The sequence below is a fragment of the Hyphomicrobiales bacterium genome, assembly GCA_016125495.1.
Classification (GTDB): Bacteria; Pseudomonadota; Alphaproteobacteria; order Rhizobiales; family RI-29; genus RI-29.
Window position 1 is genome coordinate 1 of record WGLQ01000004.1, and the last position, 20740, is coordinate 20740.

The following is a 20740-nucleotide window of genomic DNA, read 5'->3' on the forward strand; positions in this document are numbered from 1 at the left end:
AGGTGTTGTCCCAGTCCTCCTGCAGGACGAGGACCTTGATCGTCTGGGCGTCCGCTGCGCCGGCCGCCGAAAGGCTCGCCGCCGCCACGAACAGCGCTGCAGTCAGTTTCTTCAGCATCGGGGGTACTCCTGGTGTTGCTGCGGGTTTGGGGTCTAGGCTTGGGGTCTAGGCTTGCGACCAATGGAAACGGCAGACGTTTTTGGGTTACGTATCAGTGTCTTGAAAGACACGCCTGCCGCTTTCTGGTCAATTGTTGATGAGCGAGTTGGTGGTGTTGTCCGCATTGCCCGTGGGTGAGCCGACGGCGGGCGCGCTGGCGGCGGGCTGCTGCGGCGTCGAGGAGGCCGGCGGCGTTGCGGCGGTCTCGCTCTGCTGCGGTTGCGGCTGCTGCGTGGTTGCCGGCGGCGCTGCGACGGTCTCGGTCTGCTGCGGCTGCTGTGGTTGCGAGGAGGCCGGTGGGGTTGCAACGGTCTCGCTCTGTTGCGGCTGCTGCTGCGGCTGGGACGCGGCCGGTGGCGCCGTCACGGTCTCGCTCTGTTGCGGCGCCGTTGTTCCCGCGCTGCCCTCGTTGGCGGCCGTGCTCGGTACGCTGACGCCGGTCTCCTCGGCATTTCCCCCGCTCGCCGGCGGCGGTGCGCTGGGTGTGCTGGCGGCATTGCTGCCTGGCAATGCTTCCTCGCTCGTCGAACCTTGGCTGTAGCCGCCCGCGACCGGGGCCACCAGTCCGCCATCGGGCACCACCATCGTGGGCGCCTCGTAGGTGAAGTTGGCCACGATCAGCGAGACATTGACGCGGCGATTGACCGCAGCGTTGGGCAGCGAGGGCTGCGCGAGGTACTCCTCGCCGAACCCGACCGCGACCAGCCGCTGCTGCGAGACACTCGCTGGCCCGACGAGATACGACTGTACGCCCGCGGCCCGCTGTCTGGAGAGACCGAGGTTGTAGGCGTTGGAGCCCTTCGCGTCGGTGTGGCCACCGATGAAGTAGTCGTTCGCGATGAGCGTGGAGGAGTTGAGCGCCGCGCCGAGGTCACTCAGCATCGACCGCGACTCTTCCGTCAATTGAAAGCTGTTGAACGCGAAATTCACCGAGAGCTGCACCTCGGCGTTGGTGTCGATGTGGATCACCCGTCCATCCGGCAGGACGACGCGTCGGACGCCCTTGCGGTACTCGGGATCGTTGTAGCGCTCGCTCGCCGGGGGCGCGAGATCGAGGATGAATCGATTGATTCGATCGATCGTGGATTCTGCCGCCAGTGCGGGGCTCGTCACGTGCGTTGCGGCGAGGGCCATCAGCATGGCCGCTCCCGCCATGGCGACGCAGCGAGCGTGGCGATGTGCCGATGCGATAGTCATGCTCACCTCCAAAAAGGTCGTTTCTCGACGATCATCCTAGTCCGTAACCGGAGCATTGGCACCGACCGAGTGATCCCGCTTCAATTGGAACAGCGAGACGGTTCGCGGCTCCGCGCGGAAGCGGTGCCGACCATTCGAGACCCATCGCGCCATATCGAGCTTTGCCGCTCGGCGATCGAAAGTCACGTGGACTTTCATTTTTTCGTTATTCTGGTGGGCGTTGCAACTGTTCCGTCGCCCGGTCGTGGCCGTAGGGTGGTCCCGCATGGCGTGGCTCTGGCCGACCCTCTCGATCACCGCACCGACAGTCGGGCGAGCCTGGCCTCGATCTCAGCCCGCATCGGCTCGTGCTGGTGCGGCAATTTGAGGTCTGTCCCGAGGCACTCGCGTGTTTCGTCCACGAGGAACCCCGGTGTCGACGTGGCGACCTCGAAGAGGATGCCGCCTGGTGTGCGGAAATAAATCGACGTGAAGTAGTTGCGGTCGATCGCGGGCGTTACTTCGAGACCGCTGTCGACGATCGCCCTGCGAACGGCCTCCTGCTCGCCGAGCCCCGCAACGCCGAATGCCACATGATGGACCGTGCCCGCTCCCGCGGTCCCGGCATCGATCGCACCGGTCACGACATCGACCGAACCGGTAAGGGCGCCCGCCGGCAAGGCGCCGGTTGCATGAAAGCGGCGTACCAGACGCCCGTCGATGCGCTCCTCGCCGACCGGATGAAAGCCGAGCAATTCCATGAGGATGCCTTCGACACCTCCCTCTGTCCGGGGCGCCAGCGTAACGCCACCGAGGCCGAGGATCGCATGCTTTAGCCCGACGTCGCCGCCGGTCCAGGGATCGCCGTTCGCGAGGCGGTCGTCGGTTTCCTCGAGGATCATGGCGAGCCCGTCCGGGTCGGCGAACTCGAGGCGCGGGTGCCCGAGGAATTCGGATCGGGTGGGGCTTGCGACGCCCGAGCGCGCGAGGCGCTCCCACCAGAATTCGAGGCTTCCGACCGGCACGCCGAGATGCGTCGCCACGGCTTGGCTGCGGCCGATCCGTCCTCGGCGGGCGCCAGGGTAGGGAAAAAAAGTCGTGAGCGAGCCCGGCGTTCCGACCGTATCGCCGTAATAGAGGTGATAGGTTCCCGGGTCGTCGAAGTTGACCGTCGGTTTGACCAGCCGCTGGCCGAGCACGCCGCAATGGAAATCGACGTTGGCTTGCGCGTCGCTGGCGATCGCGGTGACGTGGTGCAGACCGCTGACCGGATGGCTCATGTCGCGCCCTCCTTCTCGCCCTCCTCTTCAAATGTCCGCAGGCTGACACCCGCGAACCGTCCGACACGGTGGATGCGGCGGAGGGCGCGCTTCTCCTGGAGTTCCGGAGTGTCGCAGTCACGCGCCTTGCCCGCAAGGCTTGTCGGCGGTGGCTCAGCGCGTCACGGTGATCGTCGCGCGCTCGACCTTGGGTGAGAGGCTGTCGAGTTCGTCTTCCCAGACGGCCTCGAGGCCGATGTCGAGGCTGCTCACCGGCAGCGGGCGCAGGGCCACGAGAACCTGCTGTCCCGGTGCGATCTCGAGGCCTGTGAAGAGCTGCGGATCGGCCGTGATCGCGAGCGTCGAGAAATTCTCGCCGAGCCGGATCACCAGCCGGCGCTTGTCGGAATCGTTTCGAAAGCCGACGAGGCAGAGGTTGTTCATCGAAAAGTTCAGCTGTCCGCCCGCCCGTGGTTCGAAACGCGTCGGCAGATAGGGGCGGGCATCGAAGATCACGTTCTGGCACGTTTCCCCGTCGAGTGGCGCGGCCGCGATCACCTTGAGGTGGTCCATCGGGTTCTTGCTGACGATCCAGGCCTCGGCGCGCAGCGTCGTGCCGCCTTGCGTGCCGTCCCCCGTCGGGGGTGTGACGGCGGACCCGTCGGTGGCAGCGGCGCCCGTGCCGGGGGTCGCGACCGCGCCGCCCGGCTGCTGCGCGCCACCGGTCGCCGTTTCGCCGCCGCCCGCGGTGCCACCACCCGAAATGAGGTCGTTGATCCCGCCCTGGGCGAGAACCGGGCCGGTGCCGAGCACCGGGGTGAGCGCCAGGACGATGGCCGCCAAGCTCGTTGCCAGGTTGAGCCGCCGACGGGCTGGCGTCGCCTTCGTGTTGGAAACTGCGGGAGCCATCGTTTCGTTGTCCTTCTGGTGTCGGTGGGCGCCTGACTGCGGCGGCTGGGCCGCGCTTACTGGCCGCCTTCGGTTTTCAATGGGGAGAGTTCGATCGCGACCTGCCACTGTTTGCCGTTTCCATCGCGCACCGTGAGGGTTGCCGCGATGTCGGCGGGAGGGCGTGAAAAGACGAGGTCGACGCTGTCGTTGGCAGCGATGTCGGCTCCGCGAAAAAGCGCGTTGTCGCCCTGGATCGAGAACTGCTGCAGCTCACCGGACAACCCGATCGAGAGTTGTTCGCTCGCGCCGTTCCGCACTCTGAGGCCACACAGTCCCTCGCTGGCGGGAACCGCAAAGCGGCCCTCGTGCGCTGCGATCGGAGCCGAGTCCAACGGGGTCGACGTCATGATGCGCGATATGCAGGCATTGCGGCTTTCCGCGTGAAGTCTGCTGATCTGGACTTGCGGCATCGAATTGACCCCTCCCGTACCGCCGTTCCGTTCTCCATTCTCATTGGAAGGATCAGACCAATATGATGCGAGGATCGCGATCGCGCCGAGTCCGAATAGCCCGAGGAGGCCGCCGGCCAGCATGTGGCGACGCCATTTCCCGGGCCGGACAGGCGCGATATCGGTGCCACTCGGCTCGGCCGTGGCAACCGCCTGCGACGCGGTCGCCACATCGGCCTCCCCCGCCGCCAGTTCGATGCCGAGCGCCGCACACACCTCCGGCAGGCTGGCCGCCGTATGGACGCGCGCCTGGACGGTCTCGCCGAGCGCATCGAGTTCACGCATGTCCGCGGCGCCGAGCCCGGCCGGTACGACGATGACGATCGGATGGCCGCGCTTGCCGAGGGCCGCGAGCAAGGGGCGAGAGAGCCGGCACTTCTGGCGGATGGCATAGTCGTCCGCCTGCGGCCCGAGATCGGGATCGACCTTGCCCGTCGCCCAGATCACGGTGGCTGGCTGGCCCGACCCGTCGTCGCCCGCCGTGTCATTTTCATCGGGGCATTCGACCAGCAAGCCACGTGCCGCCAGCAGATGGGTGATCAGCGCCGGAAGCTCCCAGCTGCGACCGGTATCGATGTCACCGGTGAGCGAAAGCTCGAACGGGCCACCCGCTGCCTCGTCCCCGAGCACCGCCGCCAGCGGTCCGCTCACGAAGCGATGGTAGTCGGCGGAAATCTTGAGCGGCCGGAAGTCGCCCTTGAGCGCCAGATAGCTCGCCGGCAACCGCGGCCGCGCTTTGAGCGCCACCACCCGAGCGATGCCACCCGTCGTCGGCAAGAGCACGCCGACGCGCTTCCTGGTCGCACGGTCGCTCCCAACGGTCATCTCGGCAAATCACCCGTCCACGAGGCGCCTGGCCCTGAGAGGCGCACGCCACCCCCTGCCGTGACGGCAGGTTTCAACGCTGCGCTTGATGATGTGCCGTCGATTGCGATCCGAAGCAAGAATTGCGCCTCGCTTGGTCGAGGATCGACGGGCGCAAGGTTGCGCCCCCGAGCCCGGCATTGGCGCCGGGCTCCGTGTCCAGCGAGTTGGTCACTGAATGAAGATGGACGTCAAGGGATCGTTGATGAGCTGGCGGGCCATGCCGAGCGCTCCGCCGTCGTCGACGAGACCGATCTGGATGCTTTCCCCTATCGGCTCCGGCAATTCGATGGTTGCGATCCGACCGTCCTCGCCGAGCAGCGTGATGCTGGTCGGCACCTTGTCGGCGACCGGCGCGATGACGAGGAAGATCGCGTCGCTGTCCGCGACCACGTCGAGATTGAAATCGCCGACCTGGCGGTTGATCTCACCACTGGTGCTGGCCGCCCGCGCCATTGCGGAATAGCCGAGCGCACGACGCGAAAGCAGCGATCGAAAGAGCTTGAGTGCGGCGAACGGCACGACACCACTCGCGCCGGGCATCCGCCCGCCGGCCAGCGCCGAAGCCTTGAGGTCGGCGAGACTGAGACCACCTTGCGCCACGCGCGGCGCGAGACTTTCGGCGACCAGCGCGTCACGCGCGGTCCGGTCCGCGAACAGCTCGCCAGCGGCGGTCCAGTCGACCCGGCTCTCCTCAACGATCCTCGCCATGTTCAGTCCTCTTCGTCGTTGGCGGCGGTGCTGTCCGCCGGGGAGCCGTCGTCTCCCGGTTGCTCGATGTAGCGGCGCCTGAACTCCACGGAGAAGGCGTCGATGTCGTCCTTGAACTGGCGTGCGAGATCGGCGGCCCGGCTCTCGGGATAGCGCCGCTGGACACTTGCGGCGAACTCGCTGGCGAGGCTCCGCGCCCTGATCAGGGCCGGCTCCACTGCCTTGAAGGCGCGACGCAGTGCCGCGGGATCCTTCTGCAGCGACTTCGATCGCGAGCGTGCCAGAACCGCTAGACCGGACTGTCGGGCGGCTTCGGCATCTCCTTCGAGCGCCTCGCCTTCGAGTTGAAGCGCGAGAGCCACCTCGAGCCACCCCTTCGTCCGCTCCCCGACCTCGCCGAGCTCCTCGAGCACGGCTTCGTAGGGGCGCGCCTCCTCACACGTTACGCGACGTTCGAGCGGTATCTTCCACCTTCCCGTCCTCAGACCATTGGAAATACCAGACTGAACCGGGTGGAAGGCGATGAGCCGGAGACTGGCGAGCGGATGGCCGAGACCGAAACGGCCGATCTCGGTCAGCGTGGTGAGCAGCGTGATGTCACGTTGACCGAGCAATCTGAGGTCGCTGTCGCCGAGCCGTTCGGGCGCATCCGCGGCCTGTCCGGCCGCGCTACCCGCCATCTCGTCCTCGTCCGCCTCGAGGTCGTCCGCCGCCGAGGCGCTGCCGAAGTGCTCCTCCATCGCGAGCGCGGCATCGACATCGAGTTCCTCGGTGCCGGTCAGCCCCGAGACGAGAGCGCCAGCGACGCTCGGGTCGTCGACCGCGATGCCGCTGGCCTCGCCCTGCACCGATTGCGCGAGGGCGATCGATTCGATGAACGACTGGAATGCGGCAAAGCTCGCCTCGTAGGTCTTGTAGCGAGCGTTCTCGGGATCGCGCCAGAATTCGAGCACCGTCTCGTCGTCGACCTCGTAGCCGCGTGCGGCGAGCCACGTGCGCACGATCGAGAACGCCGAACCGGCGTGCCCGTCGAGGAAGTGATCCGTGCGATAGCGATAGGCGATGCGCGAGAGGGCGCGCGCCGCGTCCTTGGTGCCCGCGAAGGTGGCCTCGTCCTCGCCGGCGAGCCGGCCGAACACCGCCATCACGTCCTGGGCATGGGCGAACTCGTCCGCCGCGAGCAGGAACTCGCCGAGCTTCTTGAGCACCCGCACCCGGTGTGGGGTCAGCCGGATCACCCCATCGGGCGTGTGCATGACGAGGGCATCGCCATCGAGTTCGGTTCTGATCTCGAGCCCGGCGATGTCCTCGGGCTCGGCCTCGGCGATCTCGCCGATCACCTCGCGTGGCGCCAGCCAGACGATGTCCATGCCATCGCCGCCGCCACCGCGCGCGCGTTGCGCCGCCCCGAGCGCCGCCGCCAGCACGGCCAGCGCCCAGAACGGCTTGTCCCGATTGCCACCCCATCCGCGCACGAGCGCGTCCGCGACCGCGCGGCGGAACACCTCGGAGTAGTTGGCGTCGTCGAACAGTGCGGCGAATTCTGAGCGCGCGCGTGCCGACCAGTAGTATTGGTTTTCCTGCATATGGGTCTCCCGCGCGCCCATCGTCCGACATCGTCGGAACGATCGCAAGGCTCGCCAGACGATCCCACTATTCTACCACATCGATCCACACGTAGCTTTCCGATACACCCGGCAATTGCCGCAGCTGGCGCAGCACCGATTTCACTTCGAGTGTGCTGAGCGCCTTGTGCTCACCCTTGCCCCCGGTGTTGCGCGGGTGCAGGTCGATCCACCGGTTCTCGACCGCCTCCGGCAACCGCTCGCTGCTCGAAAAGCAGCCGAAGAGTTCACGCGTTGCCTGGGGGTAGATGATCGGGCGGCCGCCGAGGCTTTCACCTGCCGGCTCATAGGTGAAGCCGCTCGGATAGGTGATGCTCCTGTCGCGCTCGAGCGGTTTTTCGAGCTGCTCGGTGCGCCATGGATACACGACGTAGGCCTCGAGGTTCTTGTCGAGCACCCAGCAGTAGATGTGGCGGTCCGAGCGCATCGCGATCTCGATCTCGAGCGGGTCGGTGTTCACTTTGAGGCGGGGCTTGGCCATCGACAGACGTGGTCCAGCCGGCTCGCTGCGCGCCTCCTGGATGAGGCGCTCGAGCGGATCGTTCGAGAGCGCACGGCAGCCCTCGAGGTCGGCTGGCGTCGCGATCATGCGAAAGAACGTGGCATAGCGCTGGAGGCGCCGCTCCGTGACGTCGAGGTTGACGTCGACCACGTCGTTGTAGCCCTCGAACAGCGAGAGCCTGAGCCGCATCTGTCCGCCCTTGGGCGCAGCGGCGCCTTCCGTGCCGGTGCGCGCGGCGCCTCCGGCCGTTTCGCCGTCGCGCACGAGCGGATCGTCGTCTCCGAGTCTGAGGCTCGGCCAGCGCGTGCCCTGCAATTGGACGGCGCCACCTTGTTCCCCGCCGACGGCGAAGTATTCGCTGCGGAAGGCATCGGCGGCGGTCTGCGCGAACCGGCAGGCCCCCGCCATCCTGAGGTCGAGGTCGACCTCGAGCTGCTCGAAGTCCTTGATCGCGGGTGTCGACTTGCGCAGCGCATGGCGGAACGCGAACGCCCCGTCGACGTATTCCCCGCCGAGGAAGCGGGCATCGACCTGGGTGCGCGGGATGACGTTGAAGTTGTCGAGCCGGACGAAGAATTCCTCCGAGTTGGGGCAATCCTGCGCGCCGCTGGCCGAGCGCGAGAAAACTTCGATGCGGATCTGCGCCAGATCGCGATCCGGCCGCTTGGCGTTCAGCACGACCACGAGCGGCGCGTTACGGATGTTGGCCAGTGCCTCGCGTAGCTTGAGCTGGTCCTCGGTGTTGACGGTCGAGAGCGCCGCGATGGTGGCGAACGTCGCGCTGTCGTTGATGCTGAGCGCCAACGGCAGGTACGTCTTGATCGAGCTCTTGGAGAACTCGTTGATCTGGCTCTTCAAAGCGTCGTTGAAATAGACGTTGTTCGGGGGAATGCCGACGAAGGCGATCGGCGTCGGCCCGACGCGCGAGCGTTCGTAGCAGGTGCCTTCCGGCATCGCGAGCAGCATCGTTTGCAGGGTTCGAAAGAACGCGAGGTCGAATGGCTCGCCCTTGGGCAGGGTACTGAGCGCCTGGCTATTGACCGGCTGCTGCGCCGCGGCACCGCAGGCATGGAGCACCGGCAGGGCAATGGCCGCAGCGAGGGTGAAAGCCGCGCCCGCATTGCGGACGAGGTCGAAAATGCCGCGCTGGCGCACTGCGACGTTGCCGGGCAGGGGAGCGGTTTCGGGCATGGAGGCGGTCGCGGACATGATCGTCTCTGGGTCCCTGATTGAAATCTCGTGGCCGGTCGGGGGCGATCGACACTGCATTTGGTCTCGGCCGGGCGCAATTGCCCGTGCCGCGCGTCAGCGGACGGCTGCGCTATGCTGCCGTCCGCTCTCGGGGTTTGCCACACGCCGGCACCGCGAGGGCGTCCGGCAGGCACATCGCATCAACGCACCGGGTTTCCGACCCCGGCGTCGACGATCATGTTGCCGACCTGATAGACGTTTCCGATGCCCGGCACCGGTGTCGTCGTCATCCGGCCGTCGATCTCGGAAGTGAAGGCGAGGCCGTGACCGGTCGTCGTCTGGTAGTGATCGATCAGCCCGAGCAGCACCTCGCCGACGATGGTGCCGCCGACCGGGCCGAGGATGTCGCCACCCTCCGATCCCGTGAGCTGCTGCACCTTTTGCGCCTGCGCGGCCGAAGTCGTCACGTTCTGTGCGTAGACCTGCTCGGACTCGGCGAGCGGGCCGGCATTCGCCAGACTGAACTTGGCGGCCTCCAGTGGCCTGACGCCCTGCTGCTTGGCTTCCTGCAGAATGTAGTACCAGAGCGGTGTCTCGCGCACGCCGAGGTTGTCGACCGTGGCGCGATCGGGTGCCAGGATCAGCGAGCGCGGCAGTCCCATGGCCCGCGCGACCGCCTGGCCCGACGGGAGCTGGTAGGTGCGGCCGCGGTTGAGGTTGCGGGCCGCGAGCGAGACGACGTCGCCCGGTGGCACCACGCCGCCCTCGTGCAGCTTGAAGAGGGCGGTCGGCAGCCGCGTGTCGATCGGGCGAGACGACTGCACCAGGTTCCGGTCAGAGCCCGGCATGGTGAAGAAGAAGGCCCAATCGATCATGCGGTCGTAGTCGATCGGCGAGAAGCCGCGCATGTCCTTGGCGTTCGGGCCTTCCGCGAAGCCGAAAAGCGGTACGCCCTGGGTGTTGGTGCTGAGCTTGTAGCGCCCGCGAACCATGCTGTGCGCGAAGCGGTAGGCCGCGCCCGAGAACTCGAGCGGGATCTGCGGCTGGACGCGTTCGCCCGTCTGCCGGTCGATCCATCCCCTCGGGTAATAGAGCTTACGTCCCTTGGTGCGGATCGCCTGCACGCGGTCGAGGCCGATGATGCGCGGCAGGAAGTCCTCGACGATCATCCGGTGGTAATAGTGGATGACGTGATTGCGGGCCCGCTCGAAGACGTTCTTCGAGATGCGGTCGAGATCGGCGAGGAGCTGCAACCGCTGTTCGCCGGTCGCCGCGTCGGCGTTGCGCCGCAACTGGGCGAGGTTGATGCCATCCTTGGCGAGGAGATGGTCGACCACCTTGTTGTGGTAGGCGATGAATGCTGCCTGCAGCTGCGAGATGACGACGTTCTCGTCGTTCCGCGGATCGCCGATGAGGGCCACATCGAGCTTGGCGCCCGCTGGGAAGTGCGGGTTGGCCGGCACGGGCGCCTGCGCGGGGGGCTGCTGCGGCTGCGGAGCCGGCTGTGCCGCTGGCGGCTGCTGCGGCTGCTGCGGCTGTGTGGCACCACCACCGCCACCGAAGATGGCATTGTTGATGTCGCTGGAGTCGGTCGTCTGCTGGCGCACCTGCTGTTGCTGGACCTGTGGCTGGGCTTGCCGCGCGGGCGCGGCCTGGGCGGGCGTCTGCGCCGCCGGTTTGGCGGGGGCGCTCGCCTGCCGGCTTGCTCCGCCGTTCGCGAAAGTGGTCCGGCGCAACAGGTCGCGGCGGCCCTGTGCGATCTCGGCGCCCTCGACGAGGTAGGGCAGATCGAACAGATACGGCGTGCGATCGGGACCACCACCGTAGACGCAGTCGAGATCGAGCGCTGGCGTGCGCGCGTTTTCGGTATCGCTGTCGCGGATGGGCCGGTCGAGGCTCGAGACCGTGTCGAAGGTCACGTCATGGTCGACGAACTGGCCGAAGAAGACGTACCCCGACGGAACATTGCTGTTGCGTGATTCCTGGTCGCTCTGCTCGTGCATGGGTCCATCGACACGGCCGAGCTGGCGCAGTTGCTCGACGGTGCTCTGGTGCGGCTGCATGATGAACGGCTGGCCGCTCGTCTGGTATCGCCGGTTGAGTTCGAAGAGTCTGATGAAGCGGCCGGACGAGACGCTGGTTTGCGTTTGCACGGTGTCGCCCGGATCACGGTTGAGGTTGTTGCCGCGATAGAGATCGTCGACGGCGAGCGGGCTGCCATGCCCGATCGCGCCGGCATGGGCGGGCAGGGCGCATGCCGCGAGCAGCAGCGCCGTCAGCGCCGCGAGCGGTCCTCGGGTTCTGTGGGCTTTAGGACGGGCGGTCATTGATGGTCCTCTCGTCTCGGTTTCTGGGCTTTGGCCTGGACGCCGGGGGCGGGCGCCGTCGCGAATTGACCGTGCCCATATTAGACTCTTGGCGCCCCGTTCGCGACCCCGGAGCGTGACTGGATGCGCGCGACCGGCACGCGCGGCGAATTCCGCTCGCGCCTGACGGGCTTGTGTAGGGTCACTGGAGCCGCGAGAGCGATCCGGGTCGCGCCCATTGGCGATCGGACGCGGGCGCGAGCGAATTGCGATCTCAACGGTGCACGACGCCGCGCCTTTGCGCGCTCGAGCCGGAGAGATGGGCGGGCGTGTAGCGGGTCTGCGCGGCAAAGAACGTGTAGAAGAGGAGGAATGTCGCCAGGTTGTTGTGCTTCATGAACGTGAAATCGAACGCCGCGCTGATGACGAAGGCGAGCAGGATGAGCGCGAGCACCACACGCGTCGGGGCCGCAAGGGTCTCGTTGAGCATGACCATGAAGGCGAAGCACAGCATCACGACGTAGAGCGCCAGCCCGAGGATGCCGAGGGAGATCGTGACATCCATGGCCGCGTTGTGGAAGTGCGGGGTGAAGAAGTACTGCGAGCGACCCCAAAGATCCCAGACCGGTGAAAACGTGTCACGATCGAAAAAGCCATAGTAACCGTATCCGAAAATCGGTCTGACAGCGACGAAGTGCTTGCCAGCCTCCCAGATGTCGCCGCGCCCGGTCAGGCCCTCGTCGCGTCCGAGCAGCTGGGGAACGCCGCCGAGATCGATGAACGGCAGGACGACGGAAACGAGTGCCGCGATGGCCGCAACGCTGCCGATGACGAGCGGTTGCAGCCTCGGCATGCGCTCCGTCACCAACAGCAGTCCGGCCATGACGATGAGCGCGACGACGCCCGTCGCCGAGTTCGTCAGCGGCATGGTCAGGAGCGCGGCGGTCATCCCGAACAACCGCAACCGCCAGCTGATGCCGAACCAGCGACCCGCCAGCATGATGAGGAAGAGGATCGCGAAATAATATCCCGCATCGCTCTTGTGCGCGAACACGCCGCGCAGCTGGATGCCGTAGACCCAACCCCCGCCCCAGCGCACGTTCGAGGCCACGTCCGGCATCAGGTACCACATCGGATAGGACGCCATGAGGCAGAACAGAAGGGTGAGGCCGAGCAGGCGGATGAGGCGCGCGGGGTGCACCATCTGCGAGAGCGTGTAGGCCACCAGGGCATTCATGGAGAACATGAAGCCATAAAAGAGGGTCGTCTTGGGATTGACGGACCAGACCGCGGAGATCAGCACCAGCAGGACCAGCGGCAGCGCCGCGACGATGCACGGGCGGATGCCGCGGGTCAGCACGCTCCAAAGGAACATGAGCCCGCTGAGGCCGTAGAGAGCGGCCCACATCAGCATGTAGATCGGGTTCTGGCTCGCCGTCTTGTTGCCGAGCAGCGCCTCGCGGTCGCCGGTCACGAACAGATAGTAGAACGAACTCGACGCCATCAGGAAGACGAGCACGGTGAGGGCGGCGGTCGAAACCCGCTCCCAGCGCCGGATGAGCCGCGCGGTCGGATCGAACGACGGCGGCGCCAATGGATGCCCGACGTATTGGTTCGCACGCATTTTGAGGTCTCCTCGGGCAGTCGCGGGCTCGCTCCCCGCCCCGAGCCCCTCGACCCGCTGGCAAGGAATGTGCCGCTTGGCCGATCGGCCCGCGACACGCCATCGACGCTGTCTGTCGTCGCTGACCTGCGCCTTGGACCGGGCCTTGCATGGACCATGCCCGGATTGAACGGGCGGATCCCGGGAAGGAGTGGGCCATGCGGAGACGAGTGGGCATCGCCTGGCGCTGGCCGGCCCTATGCGCGGGATTGCTGTTTCTCGGAGCGGCGGCGGTGACCATGCCGATCGCGTCCGGCGAGCACGGCGCCGCCGCCTCGGGTCTCGATACCGTCGTCCATGTCCTCATTGGCGCCACGATGCACGCCGACGACGTTTCGCCCGATGCCCTCGCCGCGCCCTCGATCGGTCCCCTCGCGAGCCCTGCCGATGCCCTAGAGGTGGTTGCTCGGGTGCGCCGACGCTTCGGCCCGACCCGTGCGATCGCCGTCGACCTCGGCCCCGGACGCTGGCGTCTCGATCGCCCGCTCGTCATCGATGCCCGCCATGGTGGAACCTGGTCGAATCCGCTGATCGTTCGCGGCGCCGCGGGTCTCGCCAGCACGTTGACCGGCGCCGTCGCCCTCGAGCCGCTCGGCTCCCCGGACCGCCAGCTCACCGACACCCTGCCAGAGGCCGCCCGCAGCGCCGCCTCGTTCTTCCGTCTGCCGAAACCGCTCGCCGCTTTGGCCGGCGTTGGCATCGAGCGCTTCCATCCCATACATGCCGCTCCGCTCCCGCTGGCCCTCTACGACCGTCGCGGGGCGCTCGAGCCGGCCCGCTGGCCGAACGAGGGCTATGCCATTGCCCTGCCGCCGCCCGAGGGCGAAACGGGGCGCACCATGGCCGTGTCCGGTGCGCCCGATGGTCTGCTCGAAGGCGCTCATGACGCCTATGTCGCGGGCTATCTGCGGTATGATTGGAGTTTCGAGACCTTGCCGCTGCGGCGTGCTTCGGGCGCGGTGGTCTCGGCGGTCGGCCCCGATCGGCTGCGCTTTGCGGCGGCGATGCCGCCTCGCTATGGCCTAGGAGACGGCGCCCGGTTTTTTCTCCAGCATCTGCCGAGGGCCCTCGACCGCTCCGGCGAATGGGTCCGCCTCGCGGATGGGGCTGTCGCCGTCTTGCCGCGCCGTGGAGGCGGTCCGATCGAGGCCGCCCTCGCCGACAGCCTCGTCGTCGTCGAACGTGCGAGCCACGTCAGGCTCGAGGGACTGGTCCTCGAACACAGCCGCGCCGAAGCCCTGCGCATGGCGGGAGCGACCGACGTCGCCTTCGTGCACGGCCTCATCCGCTGGACGGGGGGGCGCGGCGCGACCATCGAGGGCGGCACGCTCTGCGGCATAAGGTCGAGCGTGGTGGTCGACACCGGCGATGGCGGCGTCTGGCTGGTCGGCGGTGACCGGGCCGGCCTCACGGGCTCCCAGCACTACCTCGTGGACAGTGTCGTGATGCGCTTTTCGCGCCTCGGTCGAACCTTCAAGCCGGCCGCCTACCTCGACGGCGTCGGCCAGCGCCTCGTTGGCAACTACATTGCCGAGGGTGACCATCAGGCGGTTTACTTCCAGGGCAACGATCACCTCATCTCTCTCAACGAGATCACGCGCGTCGTGCGCGACACATCCGATTCCGGCGCCATCTACACGGGCCGCGACTGGACGGCCCAGGGCACCGTGATCCGCGCCAATTATCTCCACGATATCGCGCCCGCTCGGACCGGCTTCGAGACCAAGGGAATCTATCTCGACGATCTGGCGAGCGGCATCACGGTCACCGGCAATGTCTTTGCGGGCGTGCCACAGGCGGTGTTCATCGGCGGCGGCCGCGACAACCGCGTCGAGGGCAACGTTTTCGTCTCCTCCTCTCCCGCTCTGCATCTCGATTCGCGTGGCGAGGACTGGGCGGCCCGCTCCGTCCAGGATCCCGATGGCGATCTGCGCCGCCGGCTGTCCGCGGTTCCCTACCACTCTCCCGTCTGGCGCATGCGCTATCCGGCCCTCGCCTCGCTCCTCGACGACGAGCCGGGCGTTGCCAAGCGCAATCGCGCCGCCGCCAATCTGATGTTGGCGAGTGAACCTCTCCAATTGCACCCGCCCGTCGACCTCGCCCGCCAGCAGTTCGCGCCCGCGCGCCGTCTCGCGATGCCACGCGGTTTCGGGTCGGATGCCGCGCCCGTTGTTTTGGCCCGCGAGTTGCAACGGGTCCTGGCGCAGGCGGAATTGACCGGGGATGAGTTGACCGCGGTGGGGCTGTCCGAGCGGACCTTGACCGAGATGGATCGGGCCCGCGCGCTGGCTCCGCTCGTTGCCATCGCACGCGGTTCGTCCGACCTCACCGAGAGAACCCCAGGGGAATAGCAGAGATGTCGATCGTCGTCGTCACCGGCGCCATAGCACCCTACACCAACCGCCTCTACAACGCGGTCGGGGCGGCTCTCGAGCGCCCGCTCGCCGTGCTCACCTGCAGCGCCATCGAACCGCAGCGCCAGTGGTCGATGCCACAGGCCGCGAGCTACGAACTCAAGACCCTGCCGGGGCTGCGTCTCCACCGCAGCTACACCAGCCATTTCTATTTCAATCCCTCGGTTATCGGGGAGATCGTCCGCCGTCGTCCGCAGGCCGTTCTCCTCTCCGGCTTCTCACCGACCATGGTCCTCGCCGGCCTCTTTGCGGTTGCCCGCGGCATTCCGATCGCCATCATGACCGATGGTTCCGTCGAGACCGATCCGGGCGCCCATTCCTGGATCCATCGCCGCATGCGCCACCTGCTCGTGCCGCGCGCCACCTTCGGCATCTGCGCCAGCAGCGACAGCGCACGCCTGCTCGAGCTCTATGGTCTGCCCCGCTCGCGCTCCACCATCGTCCCGATCGTCTCGGCATGGGATGGTCCGGCGCGCGTGCCGACCTTCGAGGAGCGGCCGTTCGACCTGCACTTCTGCGGCTCGATCGACGAGCATCGCAAGGGCGTTCTGTTCTTCACCGAGGTCGTCGAGGAACTGGCGCGCCGCGGGCGGCCGCCGCGCGTGCGGATTTCGGGTGATGGTCCGCTGAAGGGCGAGGTCGAGCGGCGGCTCGCAGCGGCCGGGGTTGTCGCGCAGTTCGACGGCTATCTGCGTCAGGACCAACTCGCCGAGGCCTATGGGTCGGCCAAGATCTTCTGTTTTCCTTCGCGTGAGGAACCGTGGGGCCTGGTCGCCAACGAGGCGATCCTCTGCGGCACGCCGGTGATCGCATCGACGCACACGACGTCCGGCCGCGAACTCGTCGGCCCCTTCGGCGCCGGCATCGTGCGCCCCCTCGACCGCGACAGCTGGGTCAAGGATATTTCGGACCTGCTCGACAATCGCTCCCGCTGGCAGGGCTTCCAGGACCGTCATCGCGACGCCGGCCGCTGGTTCTCCCTCGAGCGCTCCCGAGCGGCCTTCCTGACGGCACTGTCCGGCGCTCTCGACGGCGCTGGCAAGGGCCGGGCCCGCCGCACGGGGCTGCTGCCCGCGCGCCCCTCCCCCCGCACCTGATTTTCCATTCGGCAGAGCCAGATCGGACGAAGCGAGCGCACCGGCCATCGCCGGCGTGCTCGCTGACGCTGTTATGGCCAGCCTGGCGAGAGCGCTCGCGCCGTCGCCGGTCCAAGTTCCGGATCTTGATGTCGGCTGGGGTACCGGTCGGCCAACGAGTTCGTCGATGGCGGCGGGCTCGATGGCGCGTCAGTTGGCGCCGTTGTCCCGTGTGGCTTCGCGAGCGGAGGCGTCGGCATGGCCGCCGGGGCGGCGCGAACGGATCAAGCTGCGGATCCGGCGCGCGGCGTTCGCCAGCCGGCGGCGCTTGCGCACGGCGTTCTTTGCGAAGGTCTTGAGGACGCTGTAGCTCGTCAGCAGCAGGCCGTGCGGACGCAGGCTGAGATGCGTTTCGAAGAGCGCGATCTCGCTCGACCGCCACATCTCCTTGTGGCGACCCCGCCCCGGCCCGAGATCGATCCGCCGCGGGCCCGCTTCGATCTGGTGGACGATCACATCGTGCATGAGGAGCAGCCCAGGAGAGTGGCGGGCCAGTTCCTGCGAAGTCATCGAGATGGCGTGTACGAAGAACGTATCCTGGAACCGTTGACCGATCAGGACTGCGACCGGGGCCCCGGCGACCTCGAGCGAATGGAACTCGACCTCACCACTACCGTCCGGCACGCCCGCGCCCGGAGAGGTCTGTTGCGCGAGGTTGCGCAGGAAGCGCTGCTGTATCGCGTTCTCGAATACGTTTCGCTCGCCCCGCTCGGCAAGCTGGATCGCCTTTTGACCGAGGAACGTCTCGAGCGTCGTCAGCCGTTCGGCACCATCGCGTGCGACCCGATGCTCGAGCGTGCCACACTCGGCCAGCTTGCGTCGCTTGGCCTTGAGCAGCTTGCGCTGGTGCGCGCTGAGCGCGCAGCGTAGGAACCCCTCCGCCGGCAGGCTGGCGTCGACCTCGAATGCGAGGACGCCCGAGCACGCCGTCGCCAGTGCCGAAAAGGGATTTGCCTGCCCACCCCAGTGCCGCGGCTGGCTGAGCAGTTTGACGGCCGCGATCGACGGATGCCGGGCCCGCACGGCCCGCAAGACCTGTCTCACCGTGGCCGCGTCGAAACCGCCGACGATGTCGTGGCGAAAGAGCCCCATGTTGTAGGCCGAGCGGCACTGTTCGAGCCACCTGAGGGAGGTTATCCCGAGCCGGCGGTGCAGGGCCATTGGCAGGATGAACGCGATCTCGCCTCTGGTGTCGCGACCGACGACGATGAGCGGGCGCTCGTTGGACTGGCCACGTGCCGCCACGACGAGGGACATGCACCAGGCGAACGACTGGAAGGCACTCCCGAGCGCCTTACTCTCGAAGGCACGCCATTCCGTCTCGATTTCCCCCGGACAGTCGTAAAGCGCGATTGTCAGGATGCGCCCGGCAACCGTGATCTGAGCATGCTGTCCGGGCTGGGTCGCGATGGCGCCGCCCGTCCCCATAGGGCGCGACTGTGTGCCGATCTGATCGTCGAGCATCCGGACGTCGAGCGTATCACGCATCGCAACTTGCCTGAAAAAGGTCCCCACGTTCTCGAAGTCCTTGCGTTGCAAGTTCCGTGCACGTTCGATCGATAGGGCTCGCGATTTCGTGATCGCTCGGCTGGCGGGACCTGCCGGGCCCGGAACGCGGTCAACCGACGGCGCTTCGCCCGGTGATGGATTCGAACAGCCGCCCGTCCACCCGCACATCGACGAGGTTGTGCTCGAGCGGCTTGTCGAGCAGCCACCGGGTCCGCGGAATGTTGAGCGGATCGATGGCCGTCGTGTGCAGCAGTCCGGGTGTCGACGCCGCGATGCGCTTCAGTCCGATGGAAGCACAGTAGGCGCGCAGGTCTTCGTTGAAATTGCGTCGCATGCCATAGGGCCAGGAGAAGTCGACCACCTCCTCACCGATGATGTTTTCGAGCATGGTCTTGTTCTGCGCGATTTCCGAGTCCCACATGATCTGCGGCAATCGTCCGAGATCGAAATGCGAATGCGTGTGGCAGCCGATGACATGGCCGCTCGCGCGGATTTCGACGAGCTCGCGCCTGGTCAGCGGCACGCGGTCTCGCTGGAAGGCGTTGCGGTCGTAATAGGCCGTGATGGTTTCTGCGTCGGCAAGGTCCCGGAATGGGAGCGTATTGACATAGAAGGTCGCCTGTACGTCGAGTTCATCGAGCAGCGGCAGCGCCTGGTGCCAGCACCGATAGTTGTCGTCGAACGTGACGAGCAGGAGCCGGTCGCCGGCCTCCTCGTCGCAATCGTCGACCAATTCGGCAGGTGTCACACAGCGGTAGCCGTGCGCCTTGAGATACTGGATGGCGGCCCGGAACTGCGGGTACTGATCCGGTTCGAGTTCGTGAAAGCACAGGCCGAGCCGGCGCGGCAGCGAGCGCATCGCGAGCAGCGTGTGTGATGCCCTGACGAGGTTGAATATCGCGCTTTTCAAATCAAACCTCCAAGTCTCTGATGATTTCGATCACGGTGTTCGCGATGATCTCGGCATCCCGCGCCATCAGCAGCGGATGGATCGGCAAGCTTATGACGCGCCGAGAAAATTCTTCAGTCAAGTCGAGATCGCTCGCCGCCTTGCCCGCGAAACCCGAAAAGAGGTGAATGGGCGGATAATGCAGGCTGGTCTGGATGCGGCGGGTGGTGAGCGCCGCCCGGACGCCGTCGCGCCGGTCCTGCGGAACGATGAGCGCGGCGATATGGCCGGCTCCTTCGTCCGGTCGGTCGCCGAAGACGAAATGCACGCCCTCGATCGCCGCCTCGCGGAAGCACCGGGCGTAGGTGGCGGCGACCTCGCGTCGGCGGGCATTCGCGCCGTCGAGCTTCTTCAGTTGCTCGATGCCGATGGCCGAGGCGATCTCGTTGGTGCGGTAGTTGAAGCCATGCTCGAGCACGTCATAGGTGCTCGCCCGGCCGCGGTGCCGATCCCAAGACAGCGTCGTCATGCCGTGCGAGCGCAGCAGTCTGACGCGCGCGGCGACCTCGTCGTCGTCGCTGACGACCATGCCACCCTCACCCGTCGTCATGTTCTTGTTGGCAAAGAACGAGAACGTGCCGACCGCGCCGAACGTGCCGAGCGCGCGCCCGCCGAGCGAAGGCACCCTCTGGGCCGGACCGTGGCAGGCGTCCTCGATGAGCGCGATCCCGCGCTCGCGGCAGATCGCGAGGAGTTCGCCGAGCCGTGCCGGATAGCCGCCGAAGTGCATGGCGACGACGGCCTTCGTTCGCGGCGTGATGCGCCGGATGACGTCCTGCGGATCGATGGTCGGTTCGTCGAGGGAGACGATATCGGCAAAGATCGGCGCGGCGCCGGCCGCGATCGTGATGTTGGCGCTCGCAACGAAGGTCAGCGACGGCTGGATGACCTCGTCGCCCGGGCCGATGCCGAGCGCCAGCGTTGCGACATGCAATGCGGCGGTGCCGTTCGAGACCGCGATCGCGTGGCGAGCGCCGAGCTTCTCGGCGAAAGCTTTCTCGAAGGCCTGCGTCCTCGGACCCGTCGAGAGCCAGGCGCTCTCGACCGTGGCGCGCGCGGCCTCGGCCTCTTCGGCCCCGAGGGTCGTCTCGCAGAGTGTGTAGAGCCAGGGCTGGTCGTTCATCTCGTCAGCTCCTCGTGATGCCGAAGCGTTCGGGTTCGCGCTCGAAGATGTCCTGTGCCTCCGCGTAGTCGGCCGGCCGGCCGATATCGAGCCAGAAGGCATCGTTGCGGTAGAGATTGACGTGCTCGCCCGCCTCGAGGAGCTTGTGCACGAGAGAGGGAAAATCGAGGTACTTGTCGTCCTCGATGTGCTCGAGCACGCGCGGCTCGTACACATAGACTCCCATGCTGACCTCGTGCGTGTAGGAGGGCTTTTCGAGGTATCCGGTCAGCACTCCCTCCCCATTGCTGACCAGCACGCCGAGGTCGATGCACACCTCCTTGCGGTGCACCGCGATGGTCAGGATCGCCCCCGACGCTTTGTGCGCGCGAACGAGGTCCGCGTAGTCGAGGTTGGTCAGCACGTCCCCGTTCATGGCGAGGAATGTGCGGTCGAGGTCGGGCACCCGCTTCAGCGAGCCGGCGGTGCCGGACGGCCGGTCCTCGTCGATCGTCGCGATGTCGAGGCTCGCCTGCAGCCAGGGTCGCGCTCCGACGTAGGCCCGGATCAGTTCTGCGAGATGGCCGAGCGAGAGAGTGATGTGACGAAAGCCCTTTCCGGCGAGCTGGCGCAGCACCACCTCGAGGATCGGCATATCGCCGAGCGGCACTAGCGGTTTTGGAAAGGATGCCGTGAAGGGGCGCAGGCGCGTGCCCTTGCCACCCGCCAGGATCACCACGGGCACGTCGGCCATCGCCAGAGTGCCCTGCATG

At 66.9% G+C, this 20740-nt stretch carries 15 protein-coding genes; 2 read left to right on the forward strand and 13 right to left on the reverse strand.

What is annotated here, in order from left to right; genetic code table 11:
• Positions 1-247: 247 nt before the first annotated feature.
• The 9 genes from GC150_02735 to GC150_02775 all read right to left on the reverse strand — a co-directional run bounded on the left by GC150_02735 (position 248) and on the right by GC150_02775 (position 12818).
• On the reverse strand, positions 248-1357 hold the full coding sequence (locus GC150_02735) for an OmpA family protein (protein MBI1383810.1): 1110 nt from the start codon (positions 1355-1357) through the stop codon (positions 248-250).
• Positions 1358-1650: 293 nt separating this feature from the next.
• On the reverse strand, positions 1651-2616 hold the full coding sequence (locus tag GC150_02740) for a ring-cleaving dioxygenase (GenBank protein ID MBI1383811.1): 966 nt from the start codon (positions 2614-2616) through the stop codon (positions 1651-1653).
• Between the two features lie 153 nt (positions 2617-2769).
• Positions 2770-3504: a hypothetical protein gene (locus GC150_02745; protein MBI1383812.1), complete on the reverse strand. Its 735-nt coding sequence runs from the start codon at positions 3502-3504 to the stop codon at positions 2770-2772.
• 56 nt (positions 3505-3560) lie between these two features.
• Entirely contained in the window at positions 3561-4820 is a 1260-nt protein-coding gene (locus GC150_02750; GenBank protein MBI1383813.1) for a hypothetical protein, read from the reverse strand.
• A 210-nt stretch (positions 4821-5030) separates the two neighbouring features.
• Positions 5031-5570 (reverse strand): hypothetical protein, encoded by a 540-nt coding sequence (locus tag GC150_02755; protein MBI1383814.1) that lies wholly within the window; start codon positions 5568-5570, stop codon positions 5031-5033.
• Positions 5571-5572: 2 nt separating this feature from the next.
• On the reverse strand, positions 5573-7156 hold the full coding sequence (locus tag GC150_02760) for a hypothetical protein (GenBank protein MBI1383815.1): 1584 nt from the start codon (positions 7154-7156) through the stop codon (positions 5573-5575).
• Positions 7157-7223: 67 nt separating this feature from the next.
• Positions 7224-8906 (reverse strand): hypothetical protein, encoded by a 1683-nt coding sequence (locus GC150_02765; protein ID MBI1383816.1) that lies wholly within the window; start codon positions 8904-8906, stop codon positions 7224-7226.
• Positions 8907-9088: 182 nt separating this feature from the next.
• Positions 9089-11215: a hypothetical protein gene (locus tag GC150_02770; GenBank protein MBI1383817.1), complete on the reverse strand. Its 2127-nt coding sequence runs from the start codon at positions 11213-11215 to the stop codon at positions 9089-9091.
• A 253-nt stretch (positions 11216-11468) separates the two neighbouring features.
• Positions 11469-12818, reverse strand: coding sequence for a hypothetical protein (locus GC150_02775; GenBank protein MBI1383818.1), 1350 nt, complete (start codon positions 12816-12818; stop codon positions 11469-11471).
• 149 nt (positions 12819-12967) lie between these two features.
• Here GC150_02775 and GC150_02780 point away from each other — a divergent pair, with 149 nt between their 5' ends.
• Positions 12968-15208: a right-handed parallel beta-helix repeat-containing protein gene (locus GC150_02780; GenBank protein ID MBI1383819.1), complete on the forward strand. Its 2241-nt coding sequence runs from the start codon at positions 12968-12970 to the stop codon at positions 15206-15208.
• A gap of 5 nt (positions 15209-15213) precedes the next feature.
• The gene (locus tag GC150_02785) at positions 15214-16368 is read left to right on the forward strand and encodes a glycosyltransferase (protein MBI1383820.1); all 1155 of its coding nucleotides are present in this window, start codon (positions 15214-15216) and stop codon (positions 16366-16368) included.
• Positions 16369-16557: 189 nt separating this feature from the next.
• On the opposite strand, the gene GC150_02790 is transcribed toward GC150_02785, so the two are convergent.
• Genes GC150_02790 through GC150_02805 form a run of 4 tightly spaced genes read right to left on the reverse strand, consistent with a single transcriptional unit; the run spans position 16558 to position 20739 of the window.
• The gene (locus tag GC150_02790; protein ID MBI1383821.1) at positions 16558-18084 is read right to left on the reverse strand and encodes a GNAT family N-acetyltransferase; all 1527 of its coding nucleotides are present in this window, start codon (positions 18082-18084) and stop codon (positions 16558-16560) included.
• Entirely contained in the window at positions 18026-18826 is an 801-nt protein-coding gene (locus GC150_02795) for a polysaccharide deacetylase family protein (protein MBI1383822.1), read from the reverse strand. Before GC150_02795 ends, GC150_02790 begins: the two co-directional genes overlap by 59 nt.
• A 1-nt stretch (position 18827) precedes the next feature.
• The gene (locus GC150_02800; GenBank protein ID MBI1383823.1) at positions 18828-20090 is read right to left on the reverse strand and encodes an aminotransferase class I/II-fold pyridoxal phosphate-dependent enzyme; all 1263 of its coding nucleotides are present in this window, start codon (positions 20088-20090) and stop codon (positions 18828-18830) included.
• Positions 19993-20739, reverse strand: a complete 747-nt coding sequence (locus tag GC150_02805; protein MBI1383824.1) for an NTP transferase domain-containing protein — start codon at positions 20737-20739, stop codon at positions 19993-19995. Before GC150_02805 ends, GC150_02800 begins: the two co-directional genes overlap by 98 nt.
• Between the last annotated feature and the right edge of the window lies 1 nt (position 20740).

Coding starts and splice junctions, on each gene's coding strand:
- GC150_02735 (MBI1383810.1), bottom strand. CDS start 1,357: ATGACTATCGCATCGGCACATCGCCACGCTCGCTGCGTCGCCATGGCG.
- GC150_02740 (MBI1383811.1), bottom strand. CDS start 2,616: ATGAGCCATCCGGTCAGCGGTCTGCACCACGTCACCGCGATCGCCAGC.
- GC150_02745 (MBI1383812.1), bottom strand. CDS start 3,504: ATGGCTCCCGCAGTTTCCAACACGAAGGCGACGCCAGCCCGTCGGCGG.
- GC150_02750 (MBI1383813.1), bottom strand. CDS start 4,820: ATGACCGTTGGGAGCGACCGTGCGACCAGGAAGCGCGTCGGCGTGCTC.
- GC150_02755 (MBI1383814.1), bottom strand. CDS start 5,570: ATGGCGAGGATCGTTGAGGAGAGCCGGGTCGACTGGACCGCCGCTGGC.
- GC150_02760 (MBI1383815.1), bottom strand. CDS start 7,156: ATGCAGGAAAACCAATACTACTGGTCGGCACGCGCGCGCTCAGAATTC.
- GC150_02765 (MBI1383816.1), bottom strand. CDS start 8,906: ATGTCCGCGACCGCCTCCATGCCCGAAACCGCTCCCCTGCCCGGCAAC.
- GC150_02770 (MBI1383817.1), bottom strand. CDS start 11,215: ATGACCGCCCGTCCTAAAGCCCACAGAACCCGAGGACCGCTCGCGGCG.
- GC150_02775 (MBI1383818.1), bottom strand. CDS start 12,818: ATGCGTGCGAACCAATACGTCGGGCATCCATTGGCGCCGCCGTCGTTC.
- GC150_02780 (MBI1383819.1), top strand. CDS start 12,968: ATGGACCATGCCCGGATTGAACGGGCGGATCCCGGGAAGGAGTGGGCC.
- GC150_02785 (MBI1383820.1), top strand. CDS start 15,214: ATGTCGATCGTCGTCGTCACCGGCGCCATAGCACCCTACACCAACCGC.
- GC150_02790 (MBI1383821.1), bottom strand. CDS start 18,084: ATGTGCGGGTGGACGGGCGGCTGTTCGAATCCATCACCGGGCGAAGCG.
- GC150_02800 (MBI1383823.1), bottom strand. CDS start 20,090: ATGCCTTCTGGCTCGATATCGGCCGGCCGGCCGACTACGCGGAGGCAC.
- GC150_02805 (MBI1383824.1), bottom strand. CDS start 20,739: ATGCAGGGCACTCTGGCGATGGCCGACGTGCCCGTGGTGATCCTGGCG.